Origin of the sequence: Halorubrum sp. CBA1125 (assembly GCF_009742825.1) — an archaeon.
Taxonomy (GTDB): Archaea; Halobacteriota; Halobacteria; order Halobacteriales; family Haloferacaceae; genus Halorubrum.
This window is the reverse complement of sequence record NZ_WPCE01000076.1, coordinates 1-12,868: the sequence shown is the minus strand read 5'-3', so window position 1 is coordinate 12,868 and position 12,868 is coordinate 1. Positions and strand designations below refer to the sequence as shown.

The window sequence follows — 12,868 nt, the reverse complement described above, 5'->3', positions numbered from 1 at the left end:
CTCCCTCGCGCTCGGTTCGCTGCCGCCTTCGGCGGCCGCTCACCGGAGCGCGCCACCGCAAACGAACCGGGCGTTCCGTCTCGTACCCGCCCGATTCTTCGAGGGTGTTCTCGCGTGTGTGAGAGCCGTGCCGTGGGATCCGAACCCGAGCGGGAGCCGCGCGTTCGCCTCAGATCCCGATCCCGGCGGCCGCCTCCGAAGCCGCCGACAGGTCGAGGTCGAGGGTGACGACGTAGGTGTGGAGCGCGTAGAACGCGACGAGTTCGACGGCGGTGACGACCACGGTGACGAGGTCGGCGTACTTGCTGCTCGTCGTCACGCCGCTCGGCAGCCCGTACTCGGCGTCCGAGAGGGGGTGGAACAGCGCGATTCCGCGGCGGCTCCCGACGACGTCGAGCACGTAGTGTGTCAACACGCCGATCCAGACGTACTGGAGGTTTCCGAACAGGACCGGGTACGCGACGAACACGCCGAGCACGGGGAGGCTGTGGAGCGTCTTTCGGTGGCGGCCGAAGGCGGTGTCGACGTCGGGGAACAGCGCGCCCAACACGATCGGAACGGTGATCTCGGCGGTCGTTCGCGCGGTGGCCGCGCCGAGCCCCGGTTCGAGCACGAACCCGAGCCCGAGCGCGAGCAGCAGCGCGTTGAGGACGTGGCCGCGTTTGTTCATACGACGCCGTCGACGGGGCGGCAGGTGAAACCACCGGATCGGGACGGATCGGACCGCGCCGGATCCGCCGTCCCGGCCGAAAGAGCCACGGCATCCGGCGCCCAGCGCCCGACATGGACTACGAGGAGCCGAAGTTCTTCCACGTGATGCAGTACGCCGCGGGGGCCGACCGCGACGTCATCGACATGGTGAGCGGTAATCCCGACTGGGAGCCGCCGGCCGCCCTCAGGGAGGCGCTCGCCGAGTACGCCGAAGCCCCCTCGGAGTCGTTCCAGTATCCCCCGAGCGAGGGGCTCCGGGAGCTTCGGGAGGCGATCGCGGCGCGCCGGAACGTCGACGTCGATCGGGTGGTCGTCACGAACGGGACGGGCGAGGCGAACTACCTCGCGATGGCGCGCGCGTTCGAACGCGACGCCGGGAGCGAGGCGCTGCTCACCGATCCCGTCTACCCCTACTATCCCGGGAAGGTGCAGCTACTCGGGGGCGATCCGACGCTCGTGCCGACCGAGCGCGACGGCGGACTCGACGTCGAGGGGATCCGCGAGTCGGCGAGCGAGGAGACCGCGCTGATCGTGCTCAACACGCCGAACAACCCCACCGGCGCGGTGTACGACCTCGACGCGGTCCGCGAGGTCGCGGCGGTCGCGGAGGCGGTCGACGCCCTCGTGGTCGTCGACGAGGTGTACGACCACTTCGACCTCAGCGGCGAGTTCGAGTCCGCGCTGACCCTGGCGGACGACCGGGTGATCGTCACGAGCGGGTTCTCGAAGTCGATGGCGATCACGGGGTTCCGGGTCGGGTACGGGGTGTTCCCCGACGCGCACGTCTCCCGGGCGAAGACGCGGCACATGCTGGTGAACGTCGCGGGAGCGCGGCCCTCACAGTACGCGGTGACGCACGCGCTCGCGGAGACCGACCCCGACTACTACCGATCGGCTCGCGACCTGCTCGCCGACCGGGTCGACGCGTTCACGGACGCGCTCGACGCGGCGGGCGCCGAGTACAGCCGGCCGGCGGGCGCCTTCTACGTGCTCGCGCGCTTCGACGGCTTCCCGGGGACGATGGCGAACGTCAAGCGCCTGATCGACGAGGCCGGCGTCGCCGGGATGCCGGGCGAGGCGTTCGGCACCGCACGGACGGACTGGATCCGGTTCGCGCTCGTGACGCCGCGGACCGTCGAGGCCGCCGAGCGCCTCGCAGACTACTTCGACGGGTGAGCGACGAACGCGCTTCGAAACGACCCTCGACGGGGTGTTCGGTTCGACCCTGTCTAGCCGAAGTTCTCCACCTTGGCGGCGTCCGGGTCACCGCCGGCGGCCTCGATCGCGGTCGCGGCGTCGGCGACGAGGTCGGCGAACCCGTAGACGAACACGGTCTCGCCCTCGACGCCTGTCAGCGTCTCGTCGACGGCCGGGTTCAGGTCGGCGTCCGGGTCGAGGGTGCGCAGGGTCGCCCCGCGCTCGCGGAGCGCCTCGATACGGTCGGCGTGGGCGACCTCGTCGTCGCGGTAGACGATCGCCGCCTCGCCGCCGTCTGCGAGCGCGCGCTCCGCGATTGCGACCGCCGGGCCGATCCCCGGCCCGCCGGCGACGATCACCGCGCGCGCCTCGCCGTCGTAGTGCTGGTCGCCGAACGGTCCCGAGAGCGTCATCTCGGTGCCGGGGTCCGCCTCGGTGAGGAACGCCGAGAAGTCGCCGCTCTCCTCGGGGTCGATCCCGACCGTCACCTCGAAGGTGTCCTCGACCGTGGGCGACGAGAGGGTGTAAAAGCGCGCGATCGGCTCGCCGTCGATCTCCGTGCCGAGTTTCACGAACTGTCCCGGCTCCGCGTCGAACCCCTCGGGAGACCGAAACCGGAAGGCGTAGGTGTTCCGACCGACCGACTCGACCGCAGTGACCGTCACCGTCGCGTTCATACCCCCGGTTCGGATCGGCGGACACAAACGTGTTCCCGTCTGGGACGCCTGCGGCGCTCGCATCCATGTCGGCCGCAGCCTCCACAGAGACGCGTTCTCACCGCCCGCTCCGCGGTTCGACGTTCGACGACCGTCGAAACGAGGTCCGACGAGAACGGTCGATCAGGACAATGGGGAAAAACGCACGTCCAAATAATATTTGATATTCTCATTACTGTACACTATCTGCGTCAATATTCGCGAAGAGGTGGCTATTCGTCCAGGAACGTGTCGGTGACGCCTTCCAGAAGTCTTTTGATTAGTCCGGTGGAAGCACCGACATAGCAATGGCCGCGGACTTCAACTGGGCCGTCGGCGGGGAGGCCGGCGACGGCATCGACTCGACCGGGAAGATCTTCGCGCAAGCGCTCTCTCGGGCGGGTCGACACGTGTTCACGTCGAAGGACTTCGCCTCGCGGATCCGGGGCGGCTACACCGCCTACAAGGTGCGGACGTCCGTCGACAAGGTACAGAGCGTCGTGGACCGGCTCGACGTGCTCATCGCGTTGACTCCCCGGACGATCGAGGAGAACCTCGACGAGCTCCACGAGGGGTCCGTGATCATCTACGACGGCGAGCGGACGACGATGCAGGACGTCGAAATCCCCGACGAGATGACCGGGATCGACGTGCCGCTCAAGCGGCTCGCTGAGGAGGCCGGCGGGGCGATCATGCGGAACGTCGTCGCGCTCGGGGCGGCCTGCGAGGTGGCGGAGTTCCCCATCGAGAACCTCGATTCGGCACTCGAGAAGCGCTTCTCGGACAAGGGCCAGAAGCTCGTCGACAACAACAAGGAGGCGGCCCGCGCGGGGCGGTCGTACGTCGCCGAGGAGTACGACCACGAGTTCGACTACGCGCTGGAGACCACCGACGAGGACTACGTCCTGCTCAACGGCGACGAGGCGATCGGCATGGGCGCCATCGCCGCCGGGTGCCGCTTCTACGCCGGGTACCCGATCACGCCCGCGACCGACGTGATGACGTACCTCACCGGTCGCATCGAGCGGTACGGCGGCCACGTCGTGCAGGCCGAAGACGAGCTGTCCGCGATCAACATGGCGCTGGGGGCCGCTCGCGGGGGCGCACGCGCGATGACTGCCACGTCCGGGCCGGGGATCGACCTGATGACGGAGACGTTCGGGCTCGTCGCCACCTCGGAGACGCCGCTCGTCATCTGTAACGTGATGCGCTCCGGTCCCTCGACGGGGATGCCGACGAAACAGGAGCAGGGCGACCTGAACCAGATGCTGTACGGCGGTCACGGCGAGGTACCTCGGTTCGTCGTCGCGCCGACGACCGTCGCGGAGTGCTTCTGGAAGACCGTCGAGGCGTTCAACCTCGCCGAGAAGTACCAGATTCCCGTCTACCTCACCGCCGACCTCTCGATGGCGGTCACGGAGCAGACGTTCACGCCGGACACCTTCGACATGGACCAGGTGGAGGTCGACCGCGGCTTCGTCGTCGACGAGAGCACCATCGACGACCACCTGACCGACTCCGGTGGCTTCAAACCCCACGAGATCACGGAGGACGGCATCTCTCCGCGCGCGTTCCCCGGGACGGCAGACGGGGCGCACATGTCCACCGGCCTCGAACACGACGAGCAGGGCCGGCGGACCGAGGACACGGAGATGCGCGTCGAGCAGGTCGACAAGCGCAACCGGAAGGTCGAGACGGCCCGCGAGCGCGAGGACTGGAGTCCGCGCGAGTTCGGCGACCCCGACGCCGACACGCTCGTGATCACGTGGGGATCGAACGAGGGCGCGCTCATCGAGGCGGTCGAGTTACTCTCCGACGACGGTGTCGACGTCCGCGTGCTCTCCGTTCCGTACGTCTTCCCGCGGCCGGACCTCTCCGAGGACGTCAAAGCGGCCGAGAACGTGATCGTCGTGGAGTGTAACGAGCAGGGGCAGTTCGCCGACCTCGTCGAACACGACGTGCTGGAACGCGTCGACCGCGTGAACAAGTACAACGGCGTGCGGTTCAAGGCCGACGAACTCGCAGATGCGATCAGATCGACCCTCGCGACGGGGGTGGAGGCGTAACCAATGAGTTCAGACATCCGATTCACCGACTTCAAGTCCGACAAGCAGCCGACGTGGTGTCCGGGGTGTGGCGACTTCGGCACGATGAACGGGATGATGAAGGCGCTCGCGGAGACGGGGAACGACCCCGACAACACCTTCGTCGTCGCCGGCATCGGCTGTTCCGGCAAGATCGGCACGTACATGCACAGCTACGCGCTCCACGGCGTCCACGGGCGCGCACTCCCCGTGGGGACCGGCGTGAAGTTGGCCCGGCCCGACATCGAAGTGATGGTCGCCGGCGGCGACGGCGACGGCTACTCCATCGGCGCGGGTCACTTCGTCCACGCCGTCCGGCGCAACGTCGACATGACGTACGTCGTGATGGACAACCGAATCTACGGGCTCACGAAGGGGCAGGCCTCGCCGACCTCGCGCGAGGACTTCGAGACGTCGACAAGCCCCGAGGGACCGAAACAGCCCCCGGTCAACCCGCACGCGCTGGCGCTGGCGTCGGGCGCGACGTTCATCGCGCAGTCGTTCTCCTCGGACGCGCTCCGCCACCAGGAGATCATCCAAGAGGCGATCGAGCACGACGGATTCGGCTTCGTGAACGTGTACTCGCCCTGTGTCACGTTCAACGACGTCGACACCTACGACTACTTCCGCGACACCCTCGTCGACCTGCAGGAGGCCGACCACGACCCGACCGACAGGGACGCCGCCAAGGACGTCATCTTCGACACCGAGACGGAACACCAGGGCGTCATCTACAAGAACGAGGCGTCGGTGCCGTACCACGAGCAGCACGGCGTCGACGAGGACATGTCAGTCATCCCCGACGGTGCGCCAGAGAGCGCGACGGACCTCGTCCGCGAGTTCTACTGAGCGGGCTCGCCGGACCGTCTCTTCCGGTTTCGTCTCTTTCGACTTCCTCGGCTTCCGTCTCGCTGGCCTCGCCTTTCGAGATCCGATAGCTCACCTCGTCGCGGTCCGAGAACGGATCGCGGACGTCGATTCCGACCGCTCGCGACCGTCAGAAACCGGCGGGACGGCCGGAGTTCCGGCGTCTGCGACCCGTTTCAGCAGACCTAATTACGTGGGTCCGAATTGGCGGGTATGTCCGACCGCTACGACGTCGCGATCGCTGGCGCCGGCCCGGCGGGCGCCCAGTGCGCTCGCGACCTGGCGGCGCGCGACTACGACGTCGTCGTCCTCGAAACCGAGCCCGAAGCCGAGTTCCCCCGGCAGAGCAACAAGTCGACCGCCGGGACGTTCCCGTCGATGATGTCGGCGTTCGGCGTCCCCGACGACGTGGTGATGTCGTACACCGACGACGTGGTGTTGGAGTCGCCGAACAGCTACTACGAGAGCTACCAGCCGGGCGCCGTCCTGGAGTTCGCCGAGTTCAAGCGCTTCCTCGTCGCGGACGGCCGCGAGAACGGCGCCGAGTACCGATTCGACGCGCGCGTCTCCCGACCGATCCTCGACGACGACGGCGTCATCGAGGGCGTCCGCTACAACGGCGACGAGGCGGTGTACGCCGACGTCGTCGTCGACGCCACCGGACCCGCGGCGCCGATCGCGAGCGCGCTCGACGTCGTCGACCTCGAACGCGAGAACCAGGCAATCGGGATCGAGTACGAGATGGCGGGCGTCGAGATGAATCACCCGGAGTACGCCGACCTCCGGCGCGCGATGATGCTCCGACTCGACCACGACGTCGCGCCCGGCGGCTACGCGTGGATCTTCGCCACCGGCGAGGACACCGCGAAGGTGGGACTCTGCTACATCCAGAACGACCGCCACCGCGAGTTCGCCGACGACGGCAAGACCATCGACGGCTACCTCGAAGACTGGCTCGCGACCGACCCCCGATTCGCCGACGCGGAGCGCATCGACGGGAAGGTCCACCGCGGCTCCGCACACATCCAGCGACCCGACCGGATGCACACGGACCGGTTCCTCGCGATCGGCGACACCGTCCCCTCCATCGATCCGCTGTGGGGCGAGGGGATCCACAAGGGGATGAAGTCCGCGCGCGCCGCCGCGGCCACGGTCGACCGCTGTCTCACCGACTCCGATCGGCGGGTCGACGCCGAGAGCCTCTCCGTGTACGAGCGGCTCTGGCACCGGGACGTCGCGCCACGCGCAGGGGCCCGGATCGCGCTCACCGAGCTGTTGTACCTCGCGCCCAACGAGCGGTACGACCGGCTGATGAACGACCTCCGGGCCGCCGACGAGAACACGCTCCAACGGGCGAACCGCGGCGAGAAGAGCGCGATGGCGAAGCTGCTCCACCTCGACGATTTCCCCCTTCTGGCCCGGTACGCCCGCGAACGGTTCGGCACGTGAGTCGGGAAGCGATTCGCCGTCGTCACCGCTAGGGAGCGACGGATAGGGTATGAGTGGTGGACGGACGGGATGGCCCGGCGTTCCGACACGGGGTATCCCGATTGCCTTCTCCACCCCGCGACCCGACGAGCGACGGGCGTCCGGCGGTGGGCTGCTCGCTTCCGCGCCTGACCCGGTGCCGCCGACGAACCGCGACGGACCGCTCCTGCGAGCGGGCGCCGCGGACCGCTGTCCCCGGCGGACGAGGCTTCCACGTTGGCTCTCGGGGCCCGCGCCGGTCCGACCGGACGCGCCCGTCGTTCGGTCCCCGCTGAAGACTACCTCGCGGGTGACGAGCGGGGCCTAACCGCCCGACCTAGTCCGGGTTTCGGTACACGGCTGCACCTTAAGGGCCTTTCGTTCGGCGGTTCGGCGTCCCGAGACCGGCCTGCGCTTACGCCAGCACCTCGCGGGCGTAGGCCGCCGCGGCCGCCGGCACCGGCACCGACAGCGCCACCACCGCGGGCGCGTGCCACCGCAGCCAGCGGTAGTCGGCGAACATCGTCGTGGGCTCGACCGCGAGCGTCCACGCGGCCGCGCTCAGGGTCGTCGAGACGCCGAGCACGACGGCGACCCCGGCGAGCGTCCCTGGATCGACGTTCCCCTGTTCGACCGATCCGATGACGACCGCGGTCACGAGCGCGAACAGCGCGACGCCCGCCGCGCCGACGACCCCGGAGGCGTAGTACCCCGCGAGCTGATCGGCGTAGCCCGAAACGAGCGCGTACGGCGCGGCGAGCACGAGCACGGTGACGACGGCGGCGGCGATCCCCGTCCGCCGGAAGCGGTCGCGGCGGTTCATACCGAGACGTGCGTCGGGCACGGCGGTAAATGGACCGGATCGACGGCGCCCGCCGGCGACGACGTCTCCCCGCGTGGCGGTCTCGTGCCCGCCCCGTGCGGAACCCATTTGCGTCGTCGGCCCCTACCGCGACGCATGACGTTCCAACCCGGCTCCGAGGCCGAGCCCGAGGAGATCGAAGCGCGCGTCCAGACCGCCATCGCCGAGAACGACGTGGTCCTGTTCATGAAGGGGAATCGGCTGATGCCGCAGTGCGGCTACTCGCGGCGCGCCGTCGAGCTCATCAGCCAGCACGTCGAGGAGTTCGAGACGGTCGACGTCCTCCCCGCGCTCCCGCAGTACCGGGAGGCGTTAGAGGCCGAGAGCGGCTGGGAGACGATCCCGCAGACGTTCGTCGACGGCGAGTTCGTCGGCGGCAGCGACGTGCTCGCCGAGCTCGACGAACGAGGCGAACTGGCCGCCGAGCTCGGCGCCGAGTAACGTCACCGGGAGACGCGGTCTTCGAGCCAGTCGAGCTGTGCCGCGAGCTCCGTCCGGCGCTGTCGTTCGATGATCGTCGAATCCAGAACGGCACCGACGACCGCAACGTCCAGTTCGAACGCCGTCGTCGCCTTCACGTCGGTGCCGTCGCCGCCGGCGTCGAGGCGGTACGCCGTTCGCATCTCGTCGAATATCCCTTCGCGCTGTTCGTAGGCGAGGACGGCGTCGGGGGCGTCGACGAGTTCGAGGGTCAACTCGATCGTCGCGATCCCGACCCGGTTCGCGACGCGAACGGTCCGATCCTCGACCGTCACCTGGTCGAACCCGGCCGCTCGCATGAACGCCTCCACGTCGCCGATCGCGTCTCGGACGTCGTCCGGCGGCGCACCGATAGACCGCGTGACGCTGACCGAGTTCACGGTTCCAACGGCTCATTGTGGGTTATCTCGACGTACCAGAGCTCCGGCTCCGGGTTCGCGGTCTCGTACGCGAATCCCCGCCGTTCGAGCACCTCGTACAGCGGTTCGGGCTCGAAGCTGTTTATCAGGAGCAGCGATTCGCCGCCCTCCAGGTCGCCGAGCGAGGCCATGATGTCGCCGAACGGCTCGCCGTCGATCTCGCGGACGTCGAGGCGACGGTCGGTGTCGGCGGGTTCGAGCGGCATGGGTCGGGGTACGCGGATCGCTCGATTAGGGTTTCTCCCGATGATGTTCGGCATCGATCGGGGACGACACCCCATTGAGGACGGGCGGCGGCTCGTCGGCCCGGAACCGGTCCGCGCCGCGGAAGACGTCCGGCTCGGCGGCGACGTCGGGGAATTCGCGGGCGTCGGCCCGCCTCCGGAGTCGAGACGGAACCCGCGACGCCGAAGTGTCGAATGTCGAAGGGTAGGGGATATAAACCTACGGCCCCTACAGGAGGTAGGTGCTGCCGTTACCGCCGTCGTCGCGACGACCGGTCGATCCCACCCCACCCACTCAACAATGACAGGCCGCGTGTTCAGACTTCATTCGACGCTCGAACTGCCACTCGAAGACGTAGAGACGTACTTCGAAGAGGACCCCGACCTCCCGTCGGAGATCGACGATATCGACATCACGCGTCGAAACAACACTCTCATCATTAAGGCCCTGTCCGACGACGAGAGCATCAGCAAGTACACCCCGACCGCCCAGCTGAAGGCGTCGGTCACCGAAACGCGCGTCTACGAGGAGGAGCCGCCGCGCGCCGGCGGCCCCCAGTGGATGGACGACGAAGAAGAGGAGATCCCCTCGGAGCTCGTCGAGTTCGCCTGCTTCAAGGGCGACCGCGAGACGGTCCTCCAGAACTCCGCGCTCCAGTATCCGATGTTCTTGGTGCTCCGCGAGCTAGCGCTCCGATCGGAGAAGGGGACGCTGACTGCGATCACCGAGGACGACGGCGACCTCGAGGCCACGCGGATCGTGGAGGGCGAGCCGCGCCCGGCGAGCATCGAGGTCGTCGAGAGCCCGCAGGGAGCGGGCGACGGCGACGGCGGCGTCAACTGGCGCGACAACGAGTTCATCTCCGACTGACGGCCGGACGCCGGACCGTCGAAGTTCACGCGCAGAAGTTCACGCACAGAACTCGCAGTCGCAGTACCGCGCACACACCGGGTTGCCGCAGTCGGCGTCGCGGGCGGAGCAGTGGGTCCGTCCGTGTCGGATGAGCAGCACGTGCACCGGGTAGGTCAGCTCGTCCGGCACCAGCTCGCCGAGGATCTCGTGGGCGCGCTCGTTCGACGCCGACGCCGGTACCAGTCCGAACCGCTTCGAGACGCGCTCGACGTGCGTGTCGACCGCCATCGTCGGCTTCCCGAAGTGGAAGTTCAACACGACGCTTGCGGTCTTCGGACCGATCCCCTTGATGTCGGTCAGCCAGTCTTTCGCCGCCGCCGTGTCCATCGCGTCGAGGAACGCCAGCGAGTACGCGCCGCCGGTCTCCTCGCGGATCGCGGCGAGCGCACGCTGGATCCGACGCGCCTTCTGGTCGGCCAGTCCGGCCACCCGGATCGTCTCTTTCAGCTCCTCGCGGTCGGCCGACTCGATCGCCGCGAAGTCGGGGTACCGCTCGAACAGCGCCTCCGACGCCCGGCGGGTGTTCTCGTCGGCGACGTTCTGTGAGAGGATCGTCGTCACCAGCTGGCGGACGCCCTCGCCGGGCTCCGCGGTCGGATCCGCGCCGTGTTCTTCGACTCGGTCGACGGGCTCGTACAGCGACACCAGGTCCTCGTGGAGCTGTCGGACCCGGGCTTCGTCCCACGTCTGCGTCGACATATCCGCGGTAGGACCGGCACGGACTTCAGGCCGACGACCGACACCGCGAGGCGACGACCGACACCGCGACTCGACACCCCCCGCAGCGCGGCGGGTTTTTGTACTCCACGTTCCAAGCGTCGGACATGTATCGGGCGAGCGATCGGGTCGACAACGCGGCGTGGATCGACCGGATCGACGACGCGTGCGCGGCGCTCGACCTCGACGCGGAAGCGCGCTCGACGGCGACCGACCTCTTTCTCTCGCGGGCGCCAGACGACGAACAGGGGAAACGCGTCGTCGCCGCCGCCAGCCTCTACGCCGCCGCGCTGATCCGCGGCCAGGAGCGGTCGCAGTCCGCGGTCGCCGACGCGATGGACGTCTCCCGGCTCTCGGTCCAGCAGCGCTGGAAACCGATCCTCGAGGACGCCGGCTTCACCCCGCCGACATGGTGAACAGGGGGGACGCCCCGCCACGCGCTCACCGCCCGTCGGACGACGCATCTCCCCACCGGGCCTCCGAGGCGAAGAGCAGGAACGCGATCGCGCCGAGGAACGCGACCACGAGCGGGAGCGTCGCCTCGCCGGCAGCACCGTAGTGGCTCCCGAACGCCACCGGGGTCACGCTCAGGCCGAACAGGCCGACGGCGTGGCCGATCTTGTCCGTGCGGTCGTCGAACTCGACCGCCTCGCCGAGAAACGACACGTCGAACGCGGCGTAGAAGTACGCCGCGCCGGCGTACACCGCAGCGATCCCCGTCGCGACGAACGGATCGGCGATGAGCAGCCGGTACGTGCCAAGACCGACCACCAGCCGCAGAGGAGGGCCAGCGGGAGGTGTCTGTCCATGTCGGAGACTGCGAGGACGCGGTCAAAGAGCGTTGGGGCCGACCGATGGCTCACCCGCAGTCACTCGGTCTGCGGCGTCGCGACGACGCCGAGGTGGTCCTCGTGGTACCGGTCGAGCCGCCGGGTCTCCAGCACCTCGTAGGCGTCCCGGAGCCGGCCGAGCGCGTCGTCGAACACGTCGGTGGGATCGGCGGTCACGTCCTCGCTGCGCGCCTTGATCGCGAGCAACAGCCGCCCGTCGTCCGCGAGGAACCGCGCGTTACGGACGGCGACCGCCGCCTGTCCGCGCGTGGCGACGTCCTGGACGATCGCGTCGACGTCGGCCTCCACGACGTGGGCGTACGTCTCCGGCTTCCGGGCGTCTTTCAACAGCGGAAAGAGCCGATCGCGGGGCTCGGCGGCATCGAGGAGGTCGCGAACGGGTCGCGGGGCGAACTCGACCGCGTAGGTGGGCCCGGCGAAGTCCGCGACGTGGCTGACGGTCGTGCCGCTGGCGGCGCCGAGGTACAGCACCGTCTCCCCGCCGACCAGTCCGGTGTCCATCCCGAGTTCGAGCATGCCGCCGAGCTTCGACCGCCCGGGATCCCACGCGCGCCACCCGTCGGTGGTCGGCTCCCCGTACACCGGCTCACCGCGGGTCGCGAGCCGCGTCTCGCCGTCGATATCGCGGCGCTCGACGCCCGTCGGAAGCGGCGGCGCGTCGCGCTCACGCTCACTCATCGGCCGCCTCCGTATCGTGGGCGCTCCCGCGGTCTCCGACCTCCTCGTCGCCCTCATCGTCTTCGGCCCGAGCCCGGATCGTCGCCATCCGCTTCCGGAGGTCCTCGTGGAGCGTCGGTCGGCGCTCTCCCGCGTAGTGGTCGGCACGCGCCGCGAGCGCCAGCTTCCCGGCGAACGCCCGCGCCGCCGACCCGCGGTCCTCGGGTCGGGTGTTCCGGACGTGCTCGTGGGTGTAGATGACCCCGTGTTTCGGGGACGGCGCGCGCCCGGAGAGATGCGCGAACAGCGCGTCCTCCGCGCCGAGCACCTGGACGGTGCCCGCGGGCTTCTTCGCCAGCGGCTCCAGCCCGCCCGCGAGCGCGATCAGCCGCGCCGCCAGTTCCGGGCCGGCCATCTCCGCGAGGTTGGGCGCGACCGCGGGCGCGATCCGGTCGATCGCCGCCGCGAGCGCGTCGCGCTCGGCCCCCAGATCGACCACGCGCTCCGCGAGCGACACGACCCGCCGATCCGTCTCGCCGTCCGGCTCCCTGTCGGCGACCGCGCGGGCCCCCTCGATCCCGGGCGCGACCTCGTCGAACCGGCTCCCCGCCCACTCGGCGAGCCGCTCGGCCAGCTCGTTGGCGGTGCGTTCGCAGTCGTCCATGGCCCGCACCAGGTGAACGAGCTGTGCGTCGTCGGCGCGCTCGCGCTCGCGGGCCGCCTC

The 12,868-nt window shown here is 69.2% G+C and carries 16 protein-coding genes and 1 other RNA gene; 7 read left to right on the top strand and 10 right to left on the bottom strand.

The genetic code is table 11. The features are described from left to right. Positions 1-169: 169 nt before the first annotated feature. Positions 170-670 carry a metal-dependent hydrolase gene (locus tag GJ633_RS08630; RefSeq protein WP_156588491.1) on the bottom strand — a complete coding sequence of 167 codons (501 nt, stop codon included), beginning with the start codon at positions 668-670 and terminating at the stop codon, positions 170-172. A 113-nt stretch (positions 671-783) separates the two neighbouring features. Here GJ633_RS08630 and GJ633_RS08625 point away from each other — a divergent pair, with 113 nt between their 5' ends. Next, a complete protein-coding gene (locus tag GJ633_RS08625) occupies positions 784-1,887 on the top strand; it encodes a pyridoxal phosphate-dependent aminotransferase (protein WP_156588490.1) in 1,104 nt (367 codons plus the stop codon). A gap of 53 nt (positions 1,888-1,940) precedes the next feature. On the opposite strand, the gene GJ633_RS08620 is transcribed toward GJ633_RS08625, so the two are convergent. Further along, entirely contained in the window at positions 1,941-2,585 is a 645-nt protein-coding gene (locus GJ633_RS08620) for an FAD-dependent oxidoreductase (protein ID WP_156588489.1), read from the bottom strand. 326 nt (positions 2,586-2,911) lie between these two features. Between GJ633_RS08620 and GJ633_RS08615 the strand changes: the two genes are divergently transcribed. The 3 genes from GJ633_RS08615 (at position 2,912) to GJ633_RS08605 (ending at position 7,003) form a co-directional block, all read left to right on the top strand. Continuing rightward, on the top strand, positions 2,912-4,669 hold the full coding sequence (locus GJ633_RS08615; protein ID WP_156588488.1) for a 2-oxoacid:acceptor oxidoreductase subunit alpha: 1,758 nt from the start codon (positions 2,912-2,914) through the stop codon (positions 4,667-4,669). 3 nt (positions 4,670-4,672) lie between these two features. Next, the gene (locus tag GJ633_RS08610; protein WP_156588487.1) at positions 4,673-5,536 is read left to right on the top strand and encodes a 2-oxoacid:ferredoxin oxidoreductase subunit beta; all 864 of its coding nucleotides are present in this window, start codon (positions 4,673-4,675) and stop codon (positions 5,534-5,536) included. 231 nt (positions 5,537-5,767) lie between these two features. Beyond that, complete coding sequence (locus GJ633_RS08605; RefSeq protein WP_156588486.1) at positions 5,768-7,003, top strand: digeranylgeranylglycerophospholipid reductase; 1,236 nt, start codon at positions 5,768-5,770, stop codon at positions 7,001-7,003. A 54-nt stretch (positions 7,004-7,057) separates the two neighbouring features. Here the strand turns inward: GJ633_RS08605 and ffs are convergent. Then, positions 7,058-7,369: signal recognition particle sRNA (gene ffs, locus GJ633_RS08600), an RNA gene on the bottom strand. A gap of 67 nt (positions 7,370-7,436) precedes the next feature. Continuing rightward, positions 7,437-7,844, bottom strand: coding sequence for a hypothetical protein (locus tag GJ633_RS08595; protein WP_156588485.1), 408 nt, complete (start codon positions 7,842-7,844; stop codon positions 7,437-7,439). Between the two features lie 135 nt (positions 7,845-7,979). Here GJ633_RS08595 and GJ633_RS08590 point away from each other — a divergent pair, with 135 nt between their 5' ends. Continuing rightward, positions 7,980-8,324 (top strand): glutaredoxin, encoded by a 345-nt coding sequence (locus tag GJ633_RS08590; RefSeq protein ID WP_156588484.1) that lies wholly within the window; start codon positions 7,980-7,982, stop codon positions 8,322-8,324. A 2-nt stretch (positions 8,325-8,326) separates the two neighbouring features. Here GJ633_RS08590 and GJ633_RS08585 read toward each other — a convergent pair whose 3' ends face one another. Together GJ633_RS08585 and GJ633_RS08580 are read right to left on the bottom strand one after the other, a co-directional pair. Beyond that, entirely contained in the window at positions 8,327-8,743 is a 417-nt protein-coding gene (locus tag GJ633_RS08585) for an SRPBCC family protein (RefSeq protein WP_321168985.1), read from the bottom strand. Continuing rightward, positions 8,740-8,988: a DUF2249 domain-containing protein gene (locus GJ633_RS08580; protein ID WP_156588483.1), complete on the bottom strand. Its 249-nt coding sequence runs from the start codon at positions 8,986-8,988 to the stop codon at positions 8,740-8,742. Before GJ633_RS08580 ends, GJ633_RS08585 begins: the two co-directional genes overlap by 4 nt. 319 nt (positions 8,989-9,307) lie before the next feature. On the opposite strand from GJ633_RS08580, the gene GJ633_RS08575 reads away from it, so the two are divergent. Next, entirely contained in the window at positions 9,308-9,877 is a 570-nt protein-coding gene (locus GJ633_RS08575) for a hypothetical protein (RefSeq protein WP_156588482.1), read from the top strand. A 39-nt stretch (positions 9,878-9,916) separates the two neighbouring features. Here the strand turns inward: GJ633_RS08575 and nth are convergent, their stop codons facing one another. After that, positions 9,917-10,618, bottom strand: coding sequence for an endonuclease III (nth, locus tag GJ633_RS08570; RefSeq protein WP_156588481.1), 702 nt, complete (start codon positions 10,616-10,618; stop codon positions 9,917-9,919). A gap of 125 nt (positions 10,619-10,743) precedes the next feature. Here nth and GJ633_RS08565 point away from each other — a divergent pair, with 125 nt between their 5' ends. Then, positions 10,744-11,052: a transcription initiation factor IIB family protein gene (locus tag GJ633_RS08565; protein ID WP_156588480.1), complete on the top strand. Its 309-nt coding sequence runs from the start codon at positions 10,744-10,746 to the stop codon at positions 11,050-11,052. 25 nt (positions 11,053-11,077) lie between these two features. Here GJ633_RS08565 and GJ633_RS08560 read toward each other — a convergent pair whose 3' ends face one another. From GJ633_RS08560 to GJ633_RS08550, 3 genes are all read right to left on the bottom strand, one after another. After that, on the bottom strand, positions 11,078-11,407 hold the full coding sequence (locus GJ633_RS08560) for a hypothetical protein (RefSeq protein WP_321168984.1): 330 nt from the start codon (positions 11,405-11,407) through the stop codon (positions 11,078-11,080). Between the two features lie 98 nt (positions 11,408-11,505). Beyond that, positions 11,506-12,165, bottom strand: coding sequence for a fibrillarin-like rRNA/tRNA 2'-O-methyltransferase (locus tag GJ633_RS08555; RefSeq protein WP_156588478.1), 660 nt, complete (start codon positions 12,163-12,165; stop codon positions 11,506-11,508). Further along, the coding region (locus tag GJ633_RS08550) for an NOP5/NOP56 family protein (RefSeq protein ID WP_156588477.1) at positions 12,158-12,868 on the bottom strand (711 nt) is incomplete at its 5' end. The genes GJ633_RS08555 and GJ633_RS08550, both read right to left, overlap by 8 nt.

What these genes read in the sequence shown, in the direction of transcription:
- GJ633_RS08630 (WP_156588491.1), bottom strand. Translation starts at nt 670, where the DNA reads ATGAACAAACGCGGCCACGTCCTCAACGCGCTGCTGCTCGCGCTCGGG.
- GJ633_RS08625 (WP_156588490.1), top strand. Translation starts at nt 784, where the DNA reads ATGGACTACGAGGAGCCGAAGTTCTTCCACGTGATGCAGTACGCCGCG.
- GJ633_RS08620 (WP_156588489.1), bottom strand. Translation starts at nt 2,585, where the DNA reads ATGAACGCGACGGTGACGGTCACTGCGGTCGAGTCGGTCGGTCGGAAC.
- GJ633_RS08615 (WP_156588488.1), top strand. Translation starts at nt 2,912, where the DNA reads ATGGCCGCGGACTTCAACTGGGCCGTCGGCGGGGAGGCCGGCGACGGC.
- GJ633_RS08610 (WP_156588487.1), top strand. Translation starts at nt 4,673, where the DNA reads ATGAGTTCAGACATCCGATTCACCGACTTCAAGTCCGACAAGCAGCCG.
- GJ633_RS08605 (WP_156588486.1), top strand. Translation starts at nt 5,768, where the DNA reads ATGTCCGACCGCTACGACGTCGCGATCGCTGGCGCCGGCCCGGCGGGC.
- GJ633_RS08595 (WP_156588485.1), bottom strand. Translation starts at nt 7,844, where the DNA reads ATGAACCGCCGCGACCGCTTCCGGCGGACGGGGATCGCCGCCGCCGTC.
- GJ633_RS08590 (WP_156588484.1), top strand. Translation starts at nt 7,980, where the DNA reads ATGACGTTCCAACCCGGCTCCGAGGCCGAGCCCGAGGAGATCGAAGCG.
- GJ633_RS08580 (WP_156588483.1), bottom strand. Translation starts at nt 8,988, where the DNA reads ATGCCGCTCGAACCCGCCGACACCGACCGTCGCCTCGACGTCCGCGAG.
- GJ633_RS08575 (WP_156588482.1), top strand. Translation starts at nt 9,308, where the DNA reads ATGACAGGCCGCGTGTTCAGACTTCATTCGACGCTCGAACTGCCACTC.
- nth (WP_156588481.1), bottom strand. Translation starts at nt 10,618, where the DNA reads ATGTCGACGCAGACGTGGGACGAAGCCCGGGTCCGACAGCTCCACGAG.
- GJ633_RS08565 (WP_156588480.1), top strand. Translation starts at nt 10,744, where the DNA reads ATGTATCGGGCGAGCGATCGGGTCGACAACGCGGCGTGGATCGACCGG.
- GJ633_RS08555 (WP_156588478.1), bottom strand. Translation starts at nt 12,165, where the DNA reads ATGAGTGAGCGTGAGCGCGACGCGCCGCCGCTTCCGACGGGCGTCGAG.